Raw genomic sequence first — 21,908 nt, 5'->3', positions numbered from 1 at the left:
GCGACACCGGTCTGGTCAGTGAGGGTGAGGAGGTCGTGACGGTTCTGGACGAGGCGACCCAGCCGGGTAACAACGTGGGTCTGGTCGACCAGGAACTGCTGGTCTCGACGTTCGACTCCGGTGCGGTGGCCGAGGGCGCGTACTCGGTCAACGCGGACCTGTTCCTGCGGACTCCGGCGGATGTCGCCGCGGGTGCGTACACCTCGACGCTGACCCTGTCGCTGTTCGAGTAATGGACCGGTGGGGGGCCATCTCGCCGTGGCCCCCCACCACGTCCCCGCATCGAAGGGCCCCATCATGATCCGAACCCTGCCGCGGCCGTGGTCGCGGCTGCTCGCCGTCCTGGCCGCGGTGCTCGTCACCATGCCGATCGCGCCCGCCGGCGCGGTGGCGGAACCGACCACCCCTACGGTCACCTGGTCGGTGCAGCCGGCCAACAAGCAGGGCCCGGACGGCCGCCGGTGGGTGGAGGTCACGCTCGACCCGGGTCAGTCGGTGACCGAGCACGTTGCGGTGCGGAACTTCAGTGATTCACCGGTCGTCTTCTCGCTGAAGGCGGCCGACGGTTACCTCACCGACAAGGGCCGCTTCAACATGCTCCCGTCGAACCAGGAGTCAGTGGACGGCGGGACCTGGATCGACGTGCAGGAGAAGGTCACCGTCGGGGCCAAGCAGACGAAGGTGGTGCCGTTCACCATCACCGCACCCGACGACGCCACGCCAGGGGATCACCCGGCCGGTATCGCGGCGACGGTCACCAGCACCGGCGGCACGGTCGCCGTCGAGAGCCGGGTCGGCTTCCGGGTCATGATGCGGGCCAGCGGCACGGTCACCGCGGCCGTGGCGATCAACGACCTCACCGCCACGTACCGGCCCTCGTGGAACCCCTTCTCGGCCGGCACCATCGAGCTCAGCTACACCGCGACGAACGATGGCAACGTCGCGGTGACCGGCAACGGCCGGACGACCGTCGCCGAACTGTTCGGCCTGCTGGAACGGAACACCCCGGGCGCGGTCGAGGAACTTCTGCCAGCCGGCAGCCGAAACGTCGACGCCCGCGTCACCGGAGTCTGGGGCCTGGGACCGCTGCGTACGACCGTCGACGTGACCCCGGACATCCTGGTCGGCGACCCGACCGACGCCGACATCCGGCAGACCTCGGGCACCGTGACGGTCTGGGCGTTGCCCTGGTCGCAACTGGCCCTCGCCGTCATCCTCGCGTTGCTCGTACTCGCCTTCCGGATCATCGCCCGGCGACGCCGGCAGCGACTCGCGCAGCTGCTCGCCCGCGCCCGGGACGAGGGCCGCGCGGAAAGCCGGGAAGCCGAGCTGGGTGCGTCGCGGGCCGGTCAGACCGGGTGACCGCCCTGGATCACCGTCCGCCGATCCGGCCCGGCCCAGAGCACGGTCGGATCGGCGAACGGGTCGCCGGCCAGGATCACCAGGTCGGCGGTGGCGCCGACCGCGACCCGACCGAGGTCCGGCCGGCCGATGATCTCGGCGTTGACCGAGGTGGCGGAGCACAGCGCGGCGAACGTGCCCTCGACCTCGACCTGCAACCGCAGCCCGATCAGCTGCTCGTCCTCGAGCGGGCCCATCAGGTCGGTACCGAAACCGATCGGCACCCCGGCCCTGCGCGCGATCTTGATCGCCCCCCGACCCGCGTCGAGCACCTCACGGTTCTTCTCGCGGCCGGTCCGGGTCAGCCCGAAGTCCGCGCCCCGGCGCTCCATGGCGTCGTAGGCCGCGAGGGTGGGCACCAGGAAGGCGGAGTGCGCGGCCATCAGCTGCGCGGTGGGCTCGTCGAGCAGGTTGCCGTGCTCGATGGTGCGGACCCCGTTGCTGACGGCGTGGGCGATCGCGGCGGGGGAGTACGCGTGCGCGGCGACGTAGCTCTCCCGCCGGACGGCTTCGTCGGTGACCGCGCGGATCTCCTCCGGCGAGTACTGCGGCACCCGGATCGGATCGGTGTGCGAGATGACCCCGCCGGACGCCATGATCTTGATGGCGTGGGCGCCGCGCCGGAACCGGTCGCGGACCGCTCGGCGCAGCGCGTCGACGCCGTCCACGACCTCGCCGGTGTGTGCGCCGCAGGCACACAGGTCAGCGTCGCCCGGACGGGGATCACCGTGCCCGCCGGTCTGCGACAGGGCCGGTCCGGTGTAGAGGTAGCGCGGGGCCGGAATCAGGCCGCGCGTGATCGCCTTCGCCAGCCCCGGGTCACCGCCGGCGACATCGCGTACGGTGGTGAACCCGCGCCGGAGGGCGGCTCCCAGTCGCTGCGCGCCCGCCAGGGCGAGGTAGCTGAGCGGGCTGGATTCCAGCGCGAGCAGGTCAAGCTCGGTCCCGTACGCATGGAAATGCGCGTCGATGAGCCCGGGAATCACCGTGCCGCCCCGCGCGTCGATCACCCGGTCCACCGATCGATCGACCCCGCCGATCGCCACGATGGTCCCGTCGACGATCTGGATCGGGCCCTCGGTCAACTCGGCGGAGACGCCGTCGAAGACCGTCGCGTTGACGATGGTGAGCCGGCTCGACTCGGTCACGCGACCCACGTCCCTGTTCATTCTTCGGATCGCTCCGCCCGGCCCGCCCAACGGCCTCGTACGTGCCCGATGTGCGCCCGCATCAGCCGTTCCAGGCCGCGCCGGTCGCCCGCCTCGATCAGGTCGAGCATCTCGATGTGCTCCTGCGCGGAGGGCACCAGCTTCCCGGTCTCGGCGAGACGGGTGAGCCCGAACAGCCGTGACTTCGCCCGCAGCTCACCGACCAGCGCGACCAGATGGCTGTTGCCCATCAGGGAAAGCAACTCCAGGTGGAACTGCCGGTCATGCTCGATGTACGCGATCAGATCCTTTTCCTGGGCCGCGTCGACGATCTGTTGGGCGATCGGCCGCAACCGGGCCAGATCCTCGGCGGTGGCCTCGTCGATCACCCGGACGGTGGTCGGCACCTCGATCAGCTGCCTGATCTCGGTGAGGTTGTCGAGTTCCTGCTCGGACAGTTCGGTGACCCGGAAACCCTTGTTCCGTACCGTCTCGACCAGGCCCTCCTTGACCAGGTCGAGCATCGCCTCCCGAACCGGCGTGGCGGAGACGCCGAACTGGGCGGCGAGGGTGGGCGCCGAATAGACCTCGCCGGGGCGCATCTGGCCGGCCACGAGCGCCGCCCGGAGGGCGTGGGCGACCTGCCCGCGCACGCTCATTCGTGCCCCCAGGGCCGGCAACTCCAACGATTCAGTCATTCACGCCCCATTCTCCATAGCCGGGCATGATATGCGAAGCTGCCGAACCCGGCATACGCCGCTCGGTCGAACGCCGGCGCCACGAGGGTCAACTTCCCGCCGGAACGACGGTCACGGTGTGCAGGGCGGTGTAGAAGTCCTGGGCCGCCTTGCCCTGCTCGCGCCCCCCGAAACTGGAGTCGCGCTCGCCGCCGAACGGCAGGTAGAAGTCCACGCCCGCGGTCGGCGCATTGACCTTGATCTGTCCAGCCGCCAGCCCGTCGGCGAACCGCAGCGCGGCGTCCAGGTCGGCGGTGAAGACCGAGGCGGCGAGCCCGTACCGGACGTCGTTGGCGGCGTGCAGCGCCGCGTCGACGGTGTCGACCCGGCTCAGCGTGCAGATCGGCCCGAACACCTCCTCCCGGTTGAGCAGGTGGTCCGCCGGCAGGTCGGTCAGTACCGTCGGGCCCACGAACCAGCCCGGCCGCTCGATCGCCCGGCCGCCGGTGAGCACCCGGCCACCGGCGGCGACGCCGCTGTTCACCGCGTCGAGCACCCGGGCCCGCGCCGCCGCCTCGATGACCGGCCCCACGACGGTGTCCGGCGCCGCGGGATCGCCGCACGCCATCGCCGATGCGGCGGCGACCAGCGCGTCGGTGAAGTCGGTCGGGTCACCGACCACGATGATCCTCTTGGTGGCGGTGCACTTCTGCCCCGCGTACCCGAACGCCGCGTAGGCGACCTGCCGGGCGACGGATTCGACGTCGACGTCCGGCAGGACCACCGCCGGGCTGTGGCCGCCCATCTCGCACTGCACCGGCACGCCCCGGGCCACGGCGGCCGACCCGACGGTGGCGCCCACCGCGGCGGAGCCGGTGAACGAGATGACGTCACCCGCCGCGACGACCGCCTGGCCCGCCTCGGCGTCGCCGGGCAGCACCGTCAGGAGCCCCTCGGGCAGGTACGGCGTGATCAGCTCGGCCAGCCGCAGCGCGCACGCGGTCGCCTGCGGTGCCGGCTTGAGCAGGACGGCGTTGCCGAAGGCCAGTGCCGGCGCGGCCTTCCACAGTGGAATGGCCAGCGGGAAGTTCCACGGGGTGATCAGACCCGCGACCCCGCGCGGGCGACGCCGGGTGTACGCCAACCCCCGGCCGCCGCTCGGATCGTGCACCGCACCGGTCGGGTCGTACACCTGCTGGGCGTAGTACCGCAGCAGCGCCATCGACCGGGCCACCTCGCCGCGCGCCTCGGTGACCGGCTTGCCCACCTCACGCACGGTCAACTCGACCAGTTCGGCCGAGGCGGCTGCCACCGCGTCGGCGGCCGCGTGCAGGGCGGCCGCCCGTTCCGCGGGCGGCGCGGCGGCCCAGCCGGGTTGCGCCGCTCGGGCGGCCTCGGCGGCCTTCCCGACGTCTCCGGCGGTCGCGGCGGGGACCGACACGACGACATCGTCCGGGTTCTGGGGGGAGACGGACTGCACGACGGACATGGAGACTCCAGCGCTGGTCAGAGCAGGAAACCGGTGGGGAACGGGTCGGTGGGATCGAGGAAGTACTGCGCGGTGCCGGTGATCCAGGCCCGGCCGGTGACCGTCGGGACGACGGCGGGCCGGTCGCCGACGGTGGTGCGGTCGAGCAGCCGGCCGACGAACCGGCTACCGATGATCGATTCGTTGACGAAGTCGGCGTGCAACGCCAACTCGCCCCGGGCGTGCAGCTGGGCCATCCGGGCCGATGTCCCGGTGCCGCAGGGGGAGCGGTCGAACCAGCCCGGGTGGATGGCCATCGCGTGTCGGGAGTGCCCGGCGTCCGAACCTGGCGCCGCGAGGTAGACGTGGTGACAGCCAGCGATCTTGGGGTCCTCCGGATGGACCGGCTTGATCTGCTCGGTGACCGCGTCCATGATGGCCAGTCCGGCGTCGAGCATGCGCTGCCGGACGCGGGCGTCGCTCGGCGTGAAGGGGATGCCCAACTGGTCGAGGCCGAGGATGGCGTAGAAGTTGCCGCCGAAGGCGAGGTCGAGGGTGACCGGGCCCAGCTCGGGCACCTCGACCGTCGCGTCCAACTCCTGCACGAAGGCCGGTACGTTGCGCAGCGTCACCGACTCGGCGCGCCCGTCGCGTACCGCCACCTCGGCCGTCACCAGCCCGGCGGGGGTGTCGAGCCGGATCACGGTCACCGGCTCGGTGACGGTCACCATGCCGGTCTCCACGAGGACCGTGGCCACCCCGATTGTGCCGTGCCCGCACATCGGCAGGCACCCGCTCACCTCGATGTAGAGCACCCCCCAGTCGGCGTCCGGCCGGGTTGGCGGCTGAAGGATCGCCCCACTCATCGCGGCGTGCCCGCGCGGCTCGCACATCAGCAGGGTGCGGATGTGGTCGAGGTGGGTGATGAAATGCCGGCGCCGTTCGGCCATCGAGTCGCCGGGGATGACACCGATGCCGCCGGTGATCACCCGGGTCGGCATGCCCTCGGTGTGCGAGTCGACCGCGTGGAAGACCCGGTTACTGCGCATTTACTATCGCCCTTCCGTCACCGGCCGCTGGCCGCTACCGCCTTCTCGGTGGCTTCCCGGACGATGCTGGCCTGCGCCTCGGTGAGCGGTACCCGCGGCGGGCGGCACGGTCCGCCGTACCGTCCGACGATGTCCATGGAGAGCTTGATCGCCTGCACGAACTCGGTCTTCGAGTCCCATCGCAGCAGCGGGTGCAGCGCCCGGTAGAGCGGCAGCGCGGTGGCCAGGTCACCGCTGGCGGCGGCGTTGAACAGCTGCACGCTGGCGCGCGGCAGGGCGTTGACGTAACCGGCGATCCAGCCGGGCGCGCCGGCGATGGCAAGCTCCAGCGTGACGTCGTCGGAGCCGGCGAGCACGTCCAGGTCGGGCGCCACTTCGGCGATCTCGTAGCTGCGCCGGACGTCGCCGGTGAACTCCTTGACGCCGACGATGAGCCCCTCGCCGTGCAGCCGGGCGAGCATGGCCGGGCTGAGGTCGACCTTGGTGTCGATCGGGTTGTTGTACGCCACCACCGGGACGCCGACCTTTGCAACCTCCCGGTAGTGCTCGAGCACGGCCCGCTCGTCGGCCCGGTACGCGTTCGGCGGCAGCAGCATCACCGCCGCGCAGCCGGCCTCGGCGGCGTCCTCGGCCCAGCGCCGCGCCTCCAGCGCGCCGTACGCCGCGATGCCGGGCATCACGGTGAAGCCGTCCGGGGCGGCATCGACCGCGACACGGACCAGTGCGCTCCGTTCCTTCTCGGTGAGGGTCTGATACTCGCCGAGTGAACCGTTCGGAGTCACCCCGTCGCAACCCTCGGCTGCCAGCCATCCGACGTGCTCGGCGTACCGGTCGAAGTCGACCGCCAGGCGGTCGTCCAACGGCACCGTCGTCGCCACCAGCACGCCGTGCCATGGCTTCAATCGCGCGCGCATCGAGTGCTCCTTATCCTCCGGTCCCAATGGGCCCAGTCGAGCCGAACAACGTGGACGTCGGTCGCCGTCACAGCGGAAGGTACCGCAAGCGAGGGCGTACAATGTCACACTACAACAGCGCAAGCAAACGCTTCCAGCCGCATCGCCGCCCCGAGGTGCACATGCCCGACCCCGCTCCCGTGCCGCCGGCATGGCCGGATGCCACTGCGAACCGACGGCTCGGGCGGTCGCTCCATGCCTGATCGGCCCCCTCGCACATCGACCTCCACCTCCTCCGACCTCGTCGTCGTCGGCGCAGGAATCGTAGGTGCGGCCTGCGCCTTTCACGCCACCCGAGCCGGCCTGACGGTGACCGTGGTCGACAGCGGACCGATCACCGGCGGGACGACCGGAGCAGGCGAGGGCAACATACTGCTCTCCGACAAGGAGCGTGGTCCCGAACTCGACCTCGCGCTGCTGTCAAACCGGCAGTGGCGGAGCCTGGCCGACCTGCCGCTGGACGGCACGACGTTCGGCCGGGCGGTGGAGCTGGAAACCAAGGGTGGCCTGGTGGTCGCCACCGGCCCGGCGGCGCTGGCCGGCCTGACCCGGCTCGCGGCCCAGCAGCGGGAACTCGGGGTCGAGGCCGTCGCCGTGCCCGGGGACCGGCTGCGGGACTTCGAGCCGCACCTGACCGACGACGTCGCCGGCGGCTACCGGTACCCGCAGGACATGCAGGTGCAGCCGATGCTCGCGGCCGCACACCTGCTCCGACTGGCCCGCCGGGCCGGCGCCACCGTGCTGACCCACGAGCCGGTCACCGGCTTCCTCCGGGACGGCGATCGGGTGACCGGGGTGCGCACCCCGCGGCGTGACATCCCCGCCGGTGCCGTACTCAACGCCGCCGGCACCTGGGCCGGCGAGATCGCCGCCCTGGCCGGAGTCCGGGTCCCGGTCGCGCCCCGGCGCGGCTACATCCTGGTCACCGAGCCGCTCCCGCCGATCATCCGGCACAAGGTGTACCTCGCGGACTACGTGGCGGACGTGGCCAGCGACTCGGCCGCCCTACAGACCTCGACGGTGGTGGAGGGGACCGGTGCCGGCACGGTGCTCATCGGCGCCAGCCGAGAGCGCGTCGGGTTCGACCGGACGATCTCGCTACCGGCCCTGCGGCAGCTCGCCGCCGGCGCGGTACGGCTCTTCCCGGTCCTGCGCGACGTGGCGGTGATCCGGGCCTACCGCGGGTTCCGGCCGTACTGCCCCGACCACCTTCCGGTGATCGGCCCGGATCCGCGCGCACCGGGGCTGCACCACGCCTGCGGCCACGAGGGTGCCGGCATCGGCCTGTCCCTGGGTACCGCGCGTCTGGTCGCCCAGAGCCTGATCGGCGAGCCACCCGAGATCGACCTGCACCCGTTCCGCCCCGACCGCTTCGGCCCGGAGGTGCCCCGGTGAGCCGTCCCCACGAGTTCGAGATCGTCTTCGACGGCACGCCGCTGCCCTGCCGGGACGGCTGGACCATCGGTGCGGCGCTCACCGCCGCCGGGGTGCGGTCCTGGCGGACCACCCGCCACGGCCAGCGACCCCGCGGACTGTTCTGCGGCATCGGGATCTGCTTCGACTGCCTGGTCACCGTCAACGGGCAACCCTCACTGCGGGCCTGCCTGGTGCCCGCAAACCCCGGCGACGACGTCCGCACCCAGGAAGGAACGGGGCGGTGACCGAACATCGCGTGGACCTCGCCGTCATCGGCGCCGGACCGGCCGGACTGGCGGCCGCGCTGGCCGCGGCCGAGGCGGGCACGCGGGTGGCAATCATCGACGCCGGCGTACGCCCCGGCGGGCAGTACTGGCGGTCCCCGGCCCCCGGCACCGGCTCGTTCCGGCCGGCCACCCTGCACCACGGGTGGCACCGGTTCACCTCGACCGACACCCGGCTCACCGAACTGGCCGGCACCGGCCGGGTGCTCCGGCTGGCCGGGCACCACGTGTGGTCGATCCTGCGAGCCGACGACCAGTGGTCGGTGCACTGCGTGCTGGGCGCCGAGCCCCGACAGCACGGCACCCCCGCACCCGTCACCGTGCACGCCCGGCGGCTCGTCCTCGCCACCGGCGCGTACGACCGGCAACTGCCGTTCCCCGGCTGGGACCTGCCCGGCGTGATCACCGCCGGTGGGGGACAGGCGCTCCTCAAGGGAAACCTCGTGGTGGCCGGTCGGACCGTGGTGGTCGCCGGCACCGGACCGTTCCTGCTGCCGGTGGCCGACGGGCTCGCCCGGTACGGCGCCCGGGTGGCCGCGGTCATCGAGGCGAACAGCCCGCTCGCCTTCGCCCGCTTTCCGCGCGCGGTGCTCGGCGCGACCGGCAAGCTCGGCGAGGCAGCCGGGTACGCCGGGCGGCTGCTGCGGCACCGGGTCGCCGTCCGCCACCGGCACGTCGTGCTCCGGGCCCTCGGCACGGACCGGCTGACCGGCGTGCTGGTCGGCAAGCTGGACCGGGCCGGCCGGGTGCGGGCCGGCACCGAGCGGGAGATCGCGTGCGACGTGCTCGCCGTCGGCTGGGGCTTCACCCCGCAGCTTGAGCTGGCCCTCCAACTCGGTTGCGCGACCCACCTGGACGTCGACGGCAGCCTGGTGGTGACCGTCGACGAGGACCAGGCGACCAGCGTCGCCGGGGTGTGGGCGGCCGGCGAGGCGACCGGTGTCGGTGGGGCCGACCTCGCGACGGTCGAGGGTCGGATCGCCGGCCTCGCGGCGGCCGCGTCATTCGGTGCCGACGAGGTCGGGGACGACCGGGTGCTGCGCCGACGGCGGACCGCGCTGCGCGGGTTCGCGTCCGCTATGCATCAGGTCTATCCGATCCCGGAGGTCATGCTGGAGCGGTGCTCCGACGAGACTCTGGTCTGCCGGTGTGAAGAGGTGGACGCGGGCAGTATCCGGCGGGCCGTGGTGGAGCTGGGCGCGACCGAGGCCCGCATCGTCAAGCTGCTCGCCCGGCCCGGCATGGGTTGGTGTCAGGGCCGGGTGTGCGGATTCGCCACCGCCTGCCTGACCGCCCGGCACGCCGGCCGGCCCGTCGCCGAGGCGGACCTGCGGGCCTTCGCGGACCGGTCGATCGCCGCGCCCACGCCCCTCGGCCAGCTGGCGACGCCGCCCGGCGACGAGCCGCCGGCCGGTGATGCTGGAAGCGCCTAGGGCTCGCCGACGGCGTCGAGGCGGACCAGCACGGCCTGTTCGGGGGCCAGCACCGGGGGCGGCAGCCCGATCACGCCGAGCACGCGGCCGCTCACCTCGACCGTGCCCGAGGCGAACCAGGCCGGGTCGGCCCGGCCCGCCATGGCGGGCCGCTCGATCTGGTCGAGGAGCGTGACCCGGTACGACCGGTGCGGGTCGAGGCCCGGCATCCGCCACGGGGCCGGCACCGCGTCGACGGAGGTGGCAAGCTGGGCGTACGCGAACACGGCCGCTGAACGGTCCGCCGACACCACCCCGTGCGCCCAGGCCGACGGGTCCGGGTGGTCGACACGGACCACCGAGCCGGTGTGCAGCAGCGGGCGCAGATCCCGGTACAGACCGATCGCCCGGCGCAGCTGCCGGCGCTCCTCCTCGGTGGCGGTCGAGATGTCCCACTCCAGGCCGAAGTGGCAGAAGATCGCGGTTGCCAGGCGGAACGACAGGTCGTGGGTGCGCGATGTGGTGTGCGACCGCGACGGTCCGACATGGGAACCGATCAGTTCCGGCGGAAGGAACAGCCCGGTCCAGCGCTGGATCGCCTGGCGCTCGAGCGCGTCGTTGCAGTCGCTCGCCCACACCCGGTCGGTGTGTTCCAGGATCTGCAGGTCGATCCGGGCACCGCCGGAGGAACAGCTCTCGATCTCCACTCCAGGGTGCCGGGCCCGCAGTTCGGCGAGCAGCCGGTACACCGCGTGCGTCTGCTCGCGTACCGAGGCCCGGCCGTCCTGACCGGCGTCGACCAGGTCGCGGTTGTGGTCCCACTTGAGATAGCCGATGTGGTGGTCCCGCAACAGCTGGTCGAGCCGGTCCAGGATGTACCGGTACGCCGCCGGGTGGGCCAGGTTGAGGACCTGCTGGCGGCGGACGGTGACCGGCATGGCCCCGGGTGCCGGGCCGAGCACCCAGTCCGGGTGCGCCCGGAACAGGTTGGAATCCGGGTTGACCATCTCCGGCTCGACCCACAGCCCGAACTCCATGCCCAACGACTCGACGTGGTCGATCAACGGCGTTAGGCCGTCCGGCCAGACCGCCGGATCGACCGACCAGTCGCCCAGGCCGGCCCCGCTGTGGCGGCGCCCGAGGAACCAGCCGTCGTCCAGCACGAACCGCTCCACGCCGACCTCGGCCGCCGCGTCGGCCAGTGCGCGCAGCCGGTCGTGGTCATGGTCGAAGTAGACGGCCTCCCAGGTGTTCAGCACGACCGGTCTCGGCCGGGTCGGCCCGGGATGGTGCGCGCGGGCCCGTAGCCACTGGTGAAAGCCGGCACTCACGCCGTCCAGGCCGCCAGCGCTGTAGCCGGCGTAGAGCCAGGGCGACCGGTACGTCTGCCCCGCAGCCAGGATCACCTCGCCGCTGAGCAGCAGCTCGCCGCCGCCCAGCGTCGACCGGCCGTCGGGGGTTCGCTGGGCGTACGTGACGTGGTTGCCGCTCCACGCGACGTGGACCGCCCACACCTCGCCACCACCGAACCCGAAGCCACGGACGCCGGCGACCAGCCCGATCGTGGCGTCGTGCCCGGTACGGCCGCGCCGGTTCTCGCGTACCCAGGCACCCCGGTCGAACGGCCGGCGCTGCGGGTGGCGTTCGCGCGCCCACCGGCCGGTGAAGTCGAGCAGTTCCTCGGCGTGCGGAGGCACCGGCAGGGCCACCTCGAGTCCGTCCAGGACGTACGGGGTGGTGGCGAGGTTCGTCAGCTGATGGCGTACCCGGGCCAGCCCCGACGGCGTCAGCTCCACCTCGGTCACCAGCTCCAACTCGGCGCGCCCGTCCACCGCGGTGAACCTCGCCGTACCGGGATCGACCGTGACGTCGGTCAGCGCGAAGGCCGACGACCAGTGCGCACCCGCGCGGTGCCCCCGCAGTCCGGGGCGGCCCATGTGTCCCGTGCTCGCCTCGGGCACCAGCGCCAGCGGCACCGCCGGATCCGGCGAGTTGACCGTCAGCGCCTCGCCGAGGCCCGGCCCGACGTGGCGGGCGTCCGCGTCGCTGAGTTCGGCGCCCCAGTGCCGCACCACCGGCAGCCCCGGCCCGCGGGCGTCGACGACGATGCTGACGCCACCGGCGCGCAGGTGAGCGATGCCCGGGTCGAGGTCACCGCCCACCCGGGGACCGCCTGGAATCCAGCAGCTCGGCGGGCTCACGCTGGCTCACCGTCGCCGTGGATCTCGGCGCGGCGGTGGTCGACGGCTGGATCCGGCCGGCCGCGATGTCCTCCGCGTAGTGGCAGGCAACCTGGTGCCCGCCGGCCAGCGTCCGCAACGCCGGCCGCTCCTCGGCACAGCGGCTGGCCTGCCGCCACGGGCAGCGGGTGTGGAAGCGGCAGCCGGCGGGTGGATTGGCCGGGGACGGCAGGTCGCCCTGGAGCAGGATCCGGTTGCGGCCCACCTCGACCGCGGGGTCCGGCACCGGTACCGCCCCCATCAGGGCCTTGGTGTACGGATGGGTCGGGCTCCGGTAGAGCTGGTCGGCGGGCGCCTGCTCGATGATCGATCCCAGGTACATGACCGCCACGGTGTCGCTGATGTGCCGGACCACGGCGAGGTCGTGGGCGATGACCAGATAGGTCAGCGAGAACCTCTCCTGCAACTCCTTGAGCAGGTTGATCACCTGCGCCTGGACGGAGACGTCCAGTGCGGACACCGGCTCGTCGGCGACGATCAACTTGGGGCTCAGCACCAGGGCCCGGGCGATGCCGATCCGCTGGCGTTGACCGCCGGAGAACTCGTGGGGGTAGCGCTCCAGTGCCGTCGCCGGCAGGCCCACCACCTCCAGCAGCTCCCGGATCCGCCGCGCGTGCTCCACCGGCCCACCGGGGATCTTGTGGGCGCGCAGCGGCTCAGTGAGCAGCGACTCCACGTTCTGCCGGGGATCCAGGCTCGCCATCGGGTCCTGGAACACCATCTGGAAGTTGCGGCGCATCGGGCGCAGCCTGCGCTCGCTGAGCCCGAGGAGATCCTGGCCGTCGAGGGCGACGCTGCCGGCGGTCGGCTCGACCAACCGCATGATGGCGCGCGCCAGGGTGGACTTGCCGCAGCCGGACTCGCCGACCAGTCCGAACGTGGTTCCGGCCGCCACGTCCAGGTCCACCCCGTCCACCGCCTGCACCGAGCCGTGCTGTCGGGTGAACAGGGTCCCGCTCTTGATCGGGAAGTGCACCTTGAGATCACGTACCTGAAGCAGGCTCAACCCGCACTCACCTCGCTTCGTTCGGTGCCGGTGGCGGGCGCCGGCTGGTTCATCGGTCGCGGGCAGCGGACCTGTCGGGGCGGCCCGTCGCTGAGATCCAGCACCGGGGGAGAGGCGCCTAGACAGGCGTCGACCGCGTGGTCGCATCGGGGCTGGAACGCGCAGCCGTGCTCCCAGGCCACCACGTCGCGCACCGAACCTCGGATGGTGTGCAACCTGCCGTGATGGTCGTCGTCGATACGCGGGATCGAGCGCAGCAGGCCGTCGGTGTACGGGTGGGCGGGACGTGCGAAGAGACCGGTCGCCGGGGCGGATTCCACGATCCGGCCGGAGTACATGACGTGCACCTGCTCGCACAGGCCCGCCACGACCCCCAGGTCGTGGGTGATCATCACTAGCGCGGAGCCGCTCTCCTCGACCAGATCGCGCAGCAGATCGAGGATCTGTGCCTGGATGGTCACGTCGAGCGCCGTGGTGGGCTCGTCGGCGATGAGCAGCCGCGGCCGGCAGGCGATCGCCATGGCGATCATCACCCGTTGCCGCATACCGCCGGAGAGTTGGTGCGGGTACTCGCGGAGCCGGCGCACCGGATCCGGGATCCCGACCCGGTCGAGCAGTGCGATCGCGTCGTGTCTGGCCTCGGTGGTCGACTTGCGGTCGTGCCGGACGATCACCTCGACGAGCTGCCGTCCCACGGTGACCACCGGATTGAGGGAGGTCATCGGGTCCTGGAAGATCATCGCGACGTCCCGGCCGCGGACGTCGCGCATCTGCCGCGCGGGCAGCGTCAGCAGCTCCTGGTCACCGAGCATGATGCTGCCGGTGACCCGCACGTTGCGGGCGGGCAGCAACCTCATGACGGCCAGCGAGGTGACCGACTTGCCGGAGCCGGACTCGCCGACGATCCCCACCGTCTGGCCCGACTCCACGTCGAAGCTCACGCCGTCGACCGCCCGTACCGGCGGCTTGCCGGGTCGACTGAACGTGACCGTGAGGTCCCGTACGCGCAGAAAACTCATCAGCTCACCGCCGCAGCTTGGGGTCGAGTGCTTCGCGCAGCGACTCCCCGACCAGGGTGAAGCCGAGCGCGGCGAGGACGATCGCCAGCCCCGGGTACAGCGCCAGTTGCGGGGCGGAGGTCAACGCGACCTGGGCGTCGGTCAACATCCGCCCCCATTCCGGCGCCGACGGGTCGCTACCGGACAGGCCGAGGAAGGCCAGCCCGGCCGCCTCGACGATGGCCAGCGCGAGGGTCAGCGTGCCCTGCACGATCACCGGGGTGAAGGAGTTCGGCAGCACGTGCCGGAAGACGATCCCGGCCCGGGAGATGCCCAGCGAACGCGCCGCCAGCACGTAGTCGGCGGCGCGTTGCCCGAGCATCTCCCCCCGGAGCAGGCGCGCGAAGATCGGGATGTTGACGACCGCGATGGCGATCATCACCGAGGTGAGGCTCTGCCCCAGCATCGCGGCGATCGCGATGGCGAAGAGCAGGCCCGGTACGGACAGCATGATGTCCACCAGGCGCATGACGAGCGCGTCGACCCAGCCACCGAAGGCGCCCGCGAGCAGCCCGATGAACACCCCGACGGTGGCGCCGATCGCCAGCGAGACCACGCCGATCAGCAGCGACTGCCGGGCGCCGTACACCAGCCGGGAGAAGACGTCCCGGCCCAGCGGATCGATGCCCAGCCAGTGCTCGGCGGACGGTCCGGGATAGGCGCCGGGGCGGACCTCGGACAGCCAGGAGTTGTCCTTCGGCGAGTACGGCGCGATCCACGGCGCGAAGACGGCGACCGCGACGAACACCAGGATCAGCACGAAACCGACGATGGCCATCGGGTTCCGCAGCAGCCGCCGCATGGCCTCACCGCGCAGGCCCCGCGTCGGTCGTGCCTCCCCGACCGCCTCGTCACCCGGCCGGGCGGCACCGACCTGTTCCTCGACGCTCATGCCGACCCTCCGCTCCGCTGCGGGTCGGCATGTCCGCGGCGTTGATGATTCGCTCGCTGCCGCTCGCTCATGAGACCCTCACCCGGGGGTCGAGCAGCCCGTAGATGATGTCGACGATCATGTTGATGAGTACGTAACTCACGGCGATCACCAGGATGAACCCTTGAATGGTCGGGAAATCGCGTTGGACGATGCCGTCGGCCATGAACTTCCCCACGCCGGCGAAGGCGAACACCGTCTCGGTCAGCACGGCGCCGGCGAGCAGCACGCCCATCTGCAGGCCGATGACGGTGGTCACCGGCAGCATCGAGTTCCGCAGCACGTGCCGGCGTACCACCGTTCCGGGCAGCAGGCCCTTGGCCTCGGCGGTCCGGACGTAGTCCTCGTGCAGGACGTTGAGCACCGAGGCGCGGGTCATCCGGACGATCACGGCCAGCGGGATCGAGGCCAACGCGATCGCGGGCAGGATCAGGTGGGTGAGCGCGTCCCAACTCGCGTTGAGATCACCGGTGAGGATTCCGTCCAGGACGTAGAAGCCGGTCGGGTGTTCGGTTCGCGCCCGCGCATCGGCCCGGCCCGCGGTCGGCAGCCAGCCGAGCTGGACGGCGAAGACGAGCTTGAGCAGGTAGGCCAGGAAGAAGATCGGCACGGTCACCCCGAGCAGGGAGGCCGACACCAGAGCGCTGTCCAGCCAGGTCCCGTACCGGCGGGCGGCCAGGTAGCCCAGCGGGATGCCCACCGCGACGGCGATGAGGAGCGCGGCGACGGCCAGCTCGATGGTGGCCGGGAAACGGCGCGCCATCTCCTCGATGACCGGCTGTCCGGTCTGCAGGGACGCACCGAAGTCCAGCCGGACCGCCCGCCCGAGGAACTGAACGTACTGTTCCCAGAGCGGGCGGTCCAGGCCGAGCTGCGCCTCGATCTGTGCGACGGCCTCCGGTGTGGCCCGTTCCCCGAGCAGGGCCTGGGCGGGCCCGCCGGGTAGCGCGCGCACCCAGGCGAACAGGAGGATCGACAACCCCAGCAGGATCGGAATCAGCTGAAGCAGCCGCCGAACCACAAAGCGAAGCACGAGATGTCAGCCTTCGATGTTGACGATCTTGAAGTATTCGAGGCTGACCGGGGACGGCTGGTAACCGACCACGTTCTTGCCCAGGGCCAGGAGCGGCCGGTTGTGGACGAAGGGCACGCCGGGGATGTAGTCGAAGATGAGCTGGTTGGCTTCCTCGTACTGCTTCTGCCGGGTGGCCTGGTCGGTCTCCGCCAGCGCCTGGTTGAGCAGCCCCTGGATGCCGGGGTCGGTCAGGTTGAACTGGGGAGTGGTCTCGCGGAAGAAGGTGCCCACGAAGTTGTCCGGGTCGGCGTAGTCACCGCTCCAGCCCAGCAGGAAGAGCTGGCCCTTGCCGTCGCCCTGGATGCCCTGCAGGTAGTCGGGCGTCCACGGGACGGTCTTCGGGACGATGGTGAACCCGACCTTCTCCAGGTCTGCGGCGAACGATTCGTAGACCGCCTGGGGGTTCGGCATGTACGGGCGAGAGACGTTGGCCGGGTACCAGAACTCCAGCTTCAGGTCCTTCTCGCCGGACTCGGCGATGAGCTGCTTGGCCCGGTCGGGGTTGTACTCGTAGCCCGCGATGCCGGGGTTGTAGCCCCACTGCGACGGCGGCAGGAACTGGTTGGCGACCTCGGCGCCTTCCGGGTACGCCGCGGAGAGCAGACCCTGGCGGTTGAGGGCGTGGGCGATCGCCTGGCGGATCTTCTGGTTCTTCAGCAGCGGCACGCTCTGGTTCATGCCGACGTACCCGACGTTGAAGGCCGGCCGCTCGACCACCTGACCGACGCTGCGCACGGCCTCGATGTCGGCTGCCGCAACGCCCTCGTAGGCGTCGATCTCGCCGGCCTGCAGCGCCTGCATGCGGGCGGTCGCGTCGGCGATCGGCCGGAAGATGATCTCGTCCAGCGCGGGCTTGCCCTCGCGGTAGTTCGGGTTCGCCTCCAGGATCAGCCGCTCGCCCCGCTCCCAGCTGACGAACTTGAACGGGCCGGTGCCGGCCACCACCTTGGTGCCGAAGCCGCCGCTGTAGGCGATCGAGTCACCGCTGACCGTGAGGTCGGTCCCGCCGTCCGCGATCGCCTTCGGGCTGGCGATGGCGAAGGCGGGCAACACCAGGCCGGACAGCAGCGCGGAGGACGGCTGGGTCAGACGCAGCGTGGCCACCGAGTCCTCGGTGGCCTCACAGGCGGCGTAGCGGCTGGTCTTCGGCGCGGTGTCGGTGTCCTGGGTGGCGAAGCCACCGAAGATGGTCTGCCAGTAGTACGAGATGTCGCCGTTCTGTTGCGGGCCCTTGAAGTTGTACCACCGGTCGAAGTTGTAACAGACCGCCTTGGCGTTGAACGGCTCTCCGTCGTGGAAGGTCACGTCCTTCGCCAGATTGAAGGTGTAGGTCAATCCGTCGTCGCTGACCGACCAGTCGGTGGCCAGCGACGGGATGACGTCGGTCGTTCCCGGCTTCAGGGCGACCAGCGTCTCGTAAACCTGGAAGATGACCCGGAACGACTCCCCGTCGGAGACGTACGCCGGGTCCAGGGTCTTGGGGTCGTCGGAAGCGCCGAAGACGAAGGTCTTCCGGTCTCCGTCCTCGGTCGAAGTGGCGCCACTGCAACCGGCGGCTGCGGCGAGCAGCCCCGCAGCGGCCGACAGGGCGACCAGTCGCCCAACTCTGCCGTACACACGCATGTCATCCTCCTTGGCTGTCCGTCGCGCGGACCGCTGAGCTCGGTCGGTCATCCCTTGTGGATCTCCGCACGAGCCCGTGCCGGGACGGTTGCCGGTGGGACGCCGGGATCCGGGGTGGACGTGAGGCGTGGCGAACGGGTTGTTCATGGCGTACCTGCTGGGGGTGCGGTGCACCTCCGTGCGGGTCAGCTTTGCCAGGCAGACTAACCACCGTTAACGGCTGGTGCAATGTACAATTGCAACCTCGTGTTCCAATCGTGACCCCGAGCGGGACACCCCCACCGCACGGACCGCCACGAACGGCACCCAGCTGCCCAGGCGGCCACCCGAGCCACCGAGCGATCCCCCCCCCCCCCCACACATCCACAAGCGACCCCCGCCGTACCACGACATGCACTCGCCGCGGGGCGAGGAGCGGCGACGGTATCGAGTGGCCTGCTTCTCTGCCATCGCTGGTGCGGCGGAACCCACCGACTCACCGCAGGGAGGACACTGTGTCCTGGAGACCGGGAACAACCCGACGGCGCTGGGCGGCGCTCGTGCTCGCCGCGCTCGCCGCGAGTGCGCTCGTCGCACCACAGCCCGCTGGCGCCGCACCGCCGGCGTCCACACCGGCGCTCGTGCCGCTCGATCCGCAGAACTGGGCCAACCAGTACGACCTGACCTGGGACGATTTCAGGCCCGTGCCCGGGGTCGACTGGACCGACCCGCAGCGCACGCCGTCGGTGCGGCGCTGGAAGGCCGCGCTCGTCGTGCTCGACTACCCCAACATGCCGTTCCAGATCACCCAGGCGCCGGGCTCGACGATCTTCGGCAACCCCATCGGGGTCGGGAACGTGCCGCGCGAAGGCGTCGCGGAGTTCTACCGCGACCTGCTCAACAAGCCCGGACCGTTGAACCGCAGGCAGACGCTGAACTCCTACTGGATGGAGGTCTCGTACGGCAAGTACGGCGTCGACCTCGATGCCTTCGGCTCCTACCAGCTGCCCCGCAACCACTTCGAGTACGGCAACTCCCCGTACGGCAACGCGAGCAGCTGCCCGCCCCGCTTCACCTGCAACGGAAACTTCGGCCAGGACGCCCGTAACCTGTGGGTCGCCGACGTCGGCACGGCCGTCGCCAACTCGTACGACCAGGTCTTCTACATGGGCGCCGGCCTCGACGAGTCGACCGCCTGGCAGGTCTTCGGCGAGATGATGTTCGCCTCGCCGGAGGACGTGCCGGACGAGTTCGGGCCGCCGCGGGAGTTCGACCCGGACGGCACGATGACCAACTGGATGCCGACCCGGTACATCCCGTGGACCTCGTGGGCGGCCGGCTCGTTCACCTGGGCCAGCGCGGGGAACCGCTCCGCCAACATGGCCGAGTCGTCCGGCACCGCCGGGTACGCGCACGAGTTCAGCCACATCCTCGGCATCGGCGACAACTACAACGGTGCGTTCGCGGTACCCGCGCAGCGGACCTTCACCGGGCAGTGGGACATGATGAGCCAGGGATCCTGGAACGGCCCCACCGGTATGCACACCCGCTGGCGGGTGCCGGCCGACGGGGGATCAACGGTCGGACCGCACCACAACATCCGGAACAAGCTCCAACTCGGCCTGGCCACCACGGCGGACATCGTGGACCTCAGCCGGAACGGGCTGGCGGGGTCGGGGGTCGTCGTGGCCAAGGTGCGGGCCCGAGCGGTGGGCCCGAAGGCGGACGAACTGCTCGGCGTACGGATCGCCCTCGACGGTGCGGCGCCGCTCGACCGGACGCCGTCGTGTCACCCGTCCACCGGCGGGCTGAACTGCGCGGGAAACAGCGACTACCGGCACTACACCATCGAGACCGTGCAGCAGATCGGCGTCGACTCCTTCGTACCCGGCAACGGGGTGATCATCAACAAGACGAAGCCGCAGGCCACCAACTGCGGCACCGCCTCGTGCTTCGCCTGGACCATCGACCCCAAGCCCGAGGACATCGGCATGGTCGACTTCTACCAGCCGGACGGCACGCCACGCATGGTGGTGCCGGGTGATCCCCGGCAGCTCAACGACGCCACCTTCAACGTGGGGACCAACTCGGGCACCGAGTTCGAGTGGGTGGACCCGTACAACCGGCTGCACTTCTACATCATCGACCTCGCGGCCGACGCCGACGGCATCCGGACCTACACGGTGGCCGTACGGTCCCTCGACGGCGCCGGGCCGCACGAGCGCGGCGCCCGGGTCGATCCCGGCAGGGCTGAGCCGCACCCCTCCGGGACCGCCGCCACCTGCACCTTCCGCCTGAACAACACGGGCGAGGCCGCCGCCGTCGACCGTGCGCTGCACCCCAGCGACGTCGGCGACAAGGTACGGGCCGACGTGTACCGGCTGTCGGTCGAGTCGTCCGGTTCGGGCTGGCGCGCGGAACTCTACAACGAACTCGCCACCGCCCAGTTCGGGCAGAGCGTGGCCGTTCCGGTGCACGTCACGCACGCTCCCGGAGCGGCGAACGAGACGACGGTGACGTTGAGCGCGGTCTCCGAGAGCGATCCGACCGCTCGGTCGACCGGCACCTGCACGGTCACCCCCGACCCGACGCCCACCTGGGACGTCGAGGTGGAGGCTCGCGCGCAGTGCATCGGCACCACCGCCTACGTCTCGGTCAACGCCCGCAACGCCGACGACGTGCCGCTGTCCATCGAGCTGATCACGCCGTACGGCTCGCGGACGGCTACCGGCGTCGCCCCGGGCAAGGCCGCCTACCAGGCGTTCAACACGCGAGGTGGGTCGATACCGGCCGGCACGGCGACCGTGAGGGTCACCGGGACGGTCGACGGAGCGCCGGTGACCGGGCAGATCGAGGCGCCGTACGGCGCGGGCAGCTGCCGCTAGGGTCCCGGTAGCACGAAACCGGCGGCGGCCCGTGAGGGCTGCCGCCGGTTCTCGCTGCCGCGGCTCCGGAGCCGCCGGCAGGGTGAGGTTGGGCTTCTACCGGGCGACCAGGTCGTCCATCTGCGCGCGCAGCGTGTCGGTGCCGCCGGGCCAGCCACGCAGCAGCTTGCCGCCCTTGCTCACCAGCGCGATCAGCGGCGGCTCCTCGACCCGGTACTTCTGCCAGATCTGTCCGCTCCGGTCGATTCCCACCGGATGCTTGACCCCGTTGTCACGGACGTACTCGCTCATCCGCTCGACGGTCGCGTCGTTGCCCACGCCGACGAAGAGGATCGCGTCCCGGTAGTCCTCGACGAGCTGGTTGATCTCCCGCTGCTGCTCGGTGCAGAGCGTGCACCAGGGTTCGAGGAAGACCAGGACGACCGGGCGGCGGTCCCACTGTTCCGACATGTCCAGCACGGTGCCGTCGAGCAGGTCCAGGGTGAATCCCGGGGCCCGCGGCGCGCTGGTGGGCGGCGTGACGAAGGTGACGCCGTCGGGTACCGGGCCCGGGAGGACCGCCGACGGAGGCTGGCCGGCGTCGCCGGCCGAACCGGTGCAGCCGGCGAGCGCCAGGGCAGCGACCAGCATCGCCGAGGAGAGAACCGAGCGCCTCATGACACCACCACCTCGCCTGCGAACTCGGCAGTTTCGCTCTTCTTGATCGGTAGGCCCGGCCGCCCGTCGAGGACCAGGAGGTGCCCCTCGACCTGCTCCTCCGCTTCGACCTCGATCCGCATCACGCACAGGGTCGGCTCCCGCCGGACGTTGCTGTTGAAGTCGACGTCCATCGCCTTCTCCGAGGTCCCGGAGGGGAGCGTGCCCCGAGCGACCTCGCGGCCGTCGTCATCCTGGATGACGAACGGCGCCTCGGCGTGGGCGAAGCGGTACGGCCCGGCCCCGGCGCAGCTGGTGCCGGCCGGGCGCAGGCTCCAGTCGGGAATGGTCAGCCGGACGACCTGGGTCTCCGCGGGGGTGGCGGGTGGATCGGCGTTGCCGGAGCAGCCGACGGCAAGCGTCGCGCTGAGCGCGACGACGCCGAGCAGGAGGACTCGTGGACGGTTCATCGTGGCCTCTCTTCCCACGGCACCCGGCAGGCCCGGCAGGGTTCGGATCATGGTGGAGTCCTCCGACGCAAAGGGGTGGGGGGCCACGGCGAGATGGCCCCCCACCGGTCCATTACTCGAATAGCGACAGGGTCAGCGTCGAGGTGTACGCACCCGCGGCGACGTCCGCCGGGGTCCGCAGGAACAGGTCGGCGTTG

General features: G+C 71.3%; 18 protein-coding genes and 1 pseudogene. 6 read left to right on the top strand and 13 right to left on the bottom strand.

Annotation, left to right across the window (positions count from 1 at the left end):
* Positions 1-233, top strand: a pseudogene (locus AB0M52_RS11520) (hypothetical protein); the annotation flags it as partial.
* 64 nt (positions 234-297) lie between these two features.
* Positions 298-1,362, top strand: a complete 1,065-nt coding sequence (locus AB0M52_RS11515; RefSeq protein ID WP_363952083.1) for a DUF916 domain-containing protein — start codon at positions 298-300, stop codon at positions 1,360-1,362.
* On the opposite strand, the gene AB0M52_RS11510 is transcribed toward AB0M52_RS11515, so the two are convergent.
* The 5 genes from AB0M52_RS11510 to AB0M52_RS11490 all read right to left on the bottom strand — a co-directional run bounded on the left by AB0M52_RS11510 (position 1,350) and on the right by AB0M52_RS11490 (position 6,657).
* Positions 1,350-2,549, bottom strand: a complete 1,200-nt coding sequence (locus tag AB0M52_RS11510; protein WP_363952080.1) for an amidohydrolase family protein — start codon at positions 2,547-2,549, stop codon at positions 1,350-1,352. The genes AB0M52_RS11515 and AB0M52_RS11510 overlap by 13 nt on opposite strands.
* Before the next feature lie 17 nt (positions 2,550-2,566).
* The gene (locus AB0M52_RS11505) at positions 2,567-3,247 is read right to left on the bottom strand and encodes a GntR family transcriptional regulator (RefSeq protein WP_363952077.1); all 681 of its coding nucleotides are present in this window, start codon (positions 3,245-3,247) and stop codon (positions 2,567-2,569) included.
* An 88-nt stretch (positions 3,248-3,335) separates the two neighbouring features.
* Positions 3,336-4,715 carry an aldehyde dehydrogenase family protein gene (locus AB0M52_RS11500; protein ID WP_363952075.1) on the bottom strand — a complete coding sequence of 460 codons (1,380 nt, stop codon included), beginning with the start codon at positions 4,713-4,715 and terminating at the stop codon, positions 3,336-3,338.
* Between the two features lie 17 nt (positions 4,716-4,732).
* Positions 4,733-5,743, bottom strand: a complete 1,011-nt coding sequence (locus AB0M52_RS11495; protein WP_363952072.1) for a proline racemase family protein — start codon at positions 5,741-5,743, stop codon at positions 4,733-4,735.
* 17 nt (positions 5,744-5,760) lie between these two features.
* Entirely contained in the window at positions 5,761-6,657 is an 897-nt protein-coding gene (locus AB0M52_RS11490; RefSeq protein ID WP_363952070.1) for a dihydrodipicolinate synthase family protein, read from the bottom strand.
* A 234-nt stretch (positions 6,658-6,891) separates the two neighbouring features.
* Here AB0M52_RS11490 and AB0M52_RS11485 point away from each other — a divergent pair, with 234 nt between their 5' ends.
* The 3 genes from AB0M52_RS11485 to AB0M52_RS11475 are packed head-to-tail and all read left to right on the top strand — an operon-like array spanning position 6,892 to position 9,829.
* Positions 6,892-8,091: an FAD-binding oxidoreductase gene (locus tag AB0M52_RS11485; RefSeq protein ID WP_363952068.1), complete on the top strand. Its 1,200-nt coding sequence runs from the start codon at positions 6,892-6,894 to the stop codon at positions 8,089-8,091.
* Entirely contained in the window at positions 8,088-8,357 is a 270-nt protein-coding gene (locus tag AB0M52_RS11480) for a (2Fe-2S)-binding protein (RefSeq protein ID WP_363952066.1), read from the top strand. Before AB0M52_RS11485 ends, AB0M52_RS11480 begins: the two co-directional genes overlap by 4 nt.
* Entirely contained in the window at positions 8,354-9,829 is a 1,476-nt protein-coding gene (locus tag AB0M52_RS11475) for an FAD/NAD(P)-binding oxidoreductase (protein ID WP_363952064.1), read from the top strand. The genes AB0M52_RS11480 and AB0M52_RS11475 overlap by 4 nt, the downstream gene beginning before the upstream one ends.
* Here AB0M52_RS11475 and AB0M52_RS11470 read toward each other — a convergent pair.
* The 6 genes from AB0M52_RS11470 to AB0M52_RS11445 form a co-directional block, all read right to left on the bottom strand.
* A complete protein-coding gene (locus AB0M52_RS11470) occupies positions 9,826-12,009 on the bottom strand; it encodes an alpha-galactosidase (protein ID WP_363952062.1) in 2,184 nt (727 codons plus the stop codon). The two genes, AB0M52_RS11475 and AB0M52_RS11470, sit on opposite strands and share 4 nt — an antisense overlap.
* Positions 11,960-13,054 (bottom strand): oligopeptide/dipeptide ABC transporter ATP-binding protein, encoded by a 1,095-nt coding sequence (locus AB0M52_RS11465; protein ID WP_363952060.1) that lies wholly within the window; start codon positions 13,052-13,054, stop codon positions 11,960-11,962. The genes AB0M52_RS11470 and AB0M52_RS11465 overlap by 50 nt, the downstream gene beginning before the upstream one ends.
* Positions 13,051-14,073, bottom strand: coding sequence for an ABC transporter ATP-binding protein (locus tag AB0M52_RS11460; protein WP_363952058.1), 1,023 nt, complete (start codon positions 14,071-14,073; stop codon positions 13,051-13,053). The genes AB0M52_RS11465 and AB0M52_RS11460 overlap by 4 nt, the downstream gene beginning before the upstream one ends.
* A 4-nt stretch (positions 14,074-14,077) precedes the next feature.
* On the bottom strand, positions 14,078-15,004 hold the full coding sequence (locus AB0M52_RS11455; protein ID WP_363952056.1) for an ABC transporter permease: 927 nt from the start codon (positions 15,002-15,004) through the stop codon (positions 14,078-14,080).
* Between the two features lie 67 nt (positions 15,005-15,071).
* Positions 15,072-16,076, bottom strand: coding sequence for an ABC transporter permease (locus AB0M52_RS11450; RefSeq protein WP_111214612.1), 1,005 nt, complete (start codon positions 16,074-16,076; stop codon positions 15,072-15,074).
* A gap of 6 nt (positions 16,077-16,082) precedes the next feature.
* The gene (locus AB0M52_RS11445; RefSeq protein ID WP_363952054.1) at positions 16,083-17,741 is read right to left on the bottom strand and encodes an ABC transporter substrate-binding protein; all 1,659 of its coding nucleotides are present in this window, start codon (positions 17,739-17,741) and stop codon (positions 16,083-16,085) included.
* Between the two features lie 494 nt (positions 17,742-18,235).
* On the opposite strand from AB0M52_RS11445, the gene AB0M52_RS11440 reads away from it, so the two are divergent.
* Complete coding sequence (locus AB0M52_RS11440; protein ID WP_363952052.1) at positions 18,236-20,605, top strand: immune inhibitor A domain-containing protein; 2,370 nt, start codon at positions 18,236-18,238, stop codon at positions 20,603-20,605.
* 96 nt (positions 20,606-20,701) lie between these two features.
* Here the strand turns inward: AB0M52_RS11440 and AB0M52_RS11435 are convergent, their stop codons facing one another.
* Together AB0M52_RS11435 and AB0M52_RS11430 are read right to left on the bottom strand one after the other, a co-directional pair.
* The gene (locus AB0M52_RS11435; protein WP_363952049.1) at positions 20,702-21,262 is read right to left on the bottom strand and encodes a redoxin domain-containing protein; all 561 of its coding nucleotides are present in this window, start codon (positions 21,260-21,262) and stop codon (positions 20,702-20,704) included.
* A complete protein-coding gene (locus tag AB0M52_RS11430; protein ID WP_363952047.1) occupies positions 21,259-21,762 on the bottom strand; it encodes a hypothetical protein in 504 nt (167 codons plus the stop codon). The genes AB0M52_RS11435 and AB0M52_RS11430 overlap by 4 nt, the downstream gene beginning before the upstream one ends.
* Between the last annotated feature and the right edge of the window lie 146 nt (positions 21,763-21,908).

Origin of the sequence: Micromonospora sp. NPDC051296 (genome assembly GCF_040682255.1) — a bacterium.
GTDB classification, from domain to species: Bacteria; Actinomycetota; Actinomycetes; order Mycobacteriales; family Micromonosporaceae; genus Micromonospora; species Micromonospora craterilacus.
Note: the sequence above shows the minus strand (reverse complement) of the source record. Positions and strands in the feature narration are given on the sequence as shown.

Excerpts from the sequence above, each read along its gene's own strand:
- AB0M52_RS11515 (WP_363952083.1), top strand. The coding sequence starts at position 298 with ATGATCCGAACCCTGCCGCGGCCGTGGTCGCGGCTGCTCGCCGTCCTG.
- AB0M52_RS11505 (WP_363952077.1), bottom strand. The coding sequence starts at position 3,247 with ATGACTGAATCGTTGGAGTTGCCGGCCCTGGGGGCACGAATGAGCGTG.
- AB0M52_RS11500 (WP_363952075.1), bottom strand. The coding sequence starts at position 4,715 with ATGTCCGTCGTGCAGTCCGTCTCCCCCCAGAACCCGGACGATGTCGTC.
- AB0M52_RS11495 (WP_363952072.1), bottom strand. The coding sequence starts at position 5,743 with ATGCGCAGTAACCGGGTCTTCCACGCGGTCGACTCGCACACCGAGGGC.
- AB0M52_RS11490 (WP_363952070.1), bottom strand. The coding sequence starts at position 6,657 with ATGCGCGCGCGATTGAAGCCATGGCACGGCGTGCTGGTGGCGACGACG.
- AB0M52_RS11485 (WP_363952068.1), top strand. The coding sequence starts at position 6,892 with ATGCCTGATCGGCCCCCTCGCACATCGACCTCCACCTCCTCCGACCTC.
- AB0M52_RS11460 (WP_363952058.1), bottom strand. The coding sequence starts at position 14,073 with ATGAGTTTTCTGCGCGTACGGGACCTCACGGTCACGTTCAGTCGACCC.
- AB0M52_RS11455 (WP_363952056.1), bottom strand. The coding sequence starts at position 15,004 with ATGAGCGTCGAGGAACAGGTCGGTGCCGCCCGGCCGGGTGACGAGGCG.
- AB0M52_RS11445 (WP_363952054.1), bottom strand. The coding sequence starts at position 17,741 with ATGCGTGTGTACGGCAGAGTTGGGCGACTGGTCGCCCTGTCGGCCGCT.
- AB0M52_RS11435 (WP_363952049.1), bottom strand. The coding sequence starts at position 21,262 with ATGAGGCGCTCGGTTCTCTCCTCGGCGATGCTGGTCGCTGCCCTGGCG.
- AB0M52_RS11430 (WP_363952047.1), bottom strand. The coding sequence starts at position 21,762 with ATGATCCGAACCCTGCCGGGCCTGCCGGGTGCCGTGGGAAGAGAGGCC.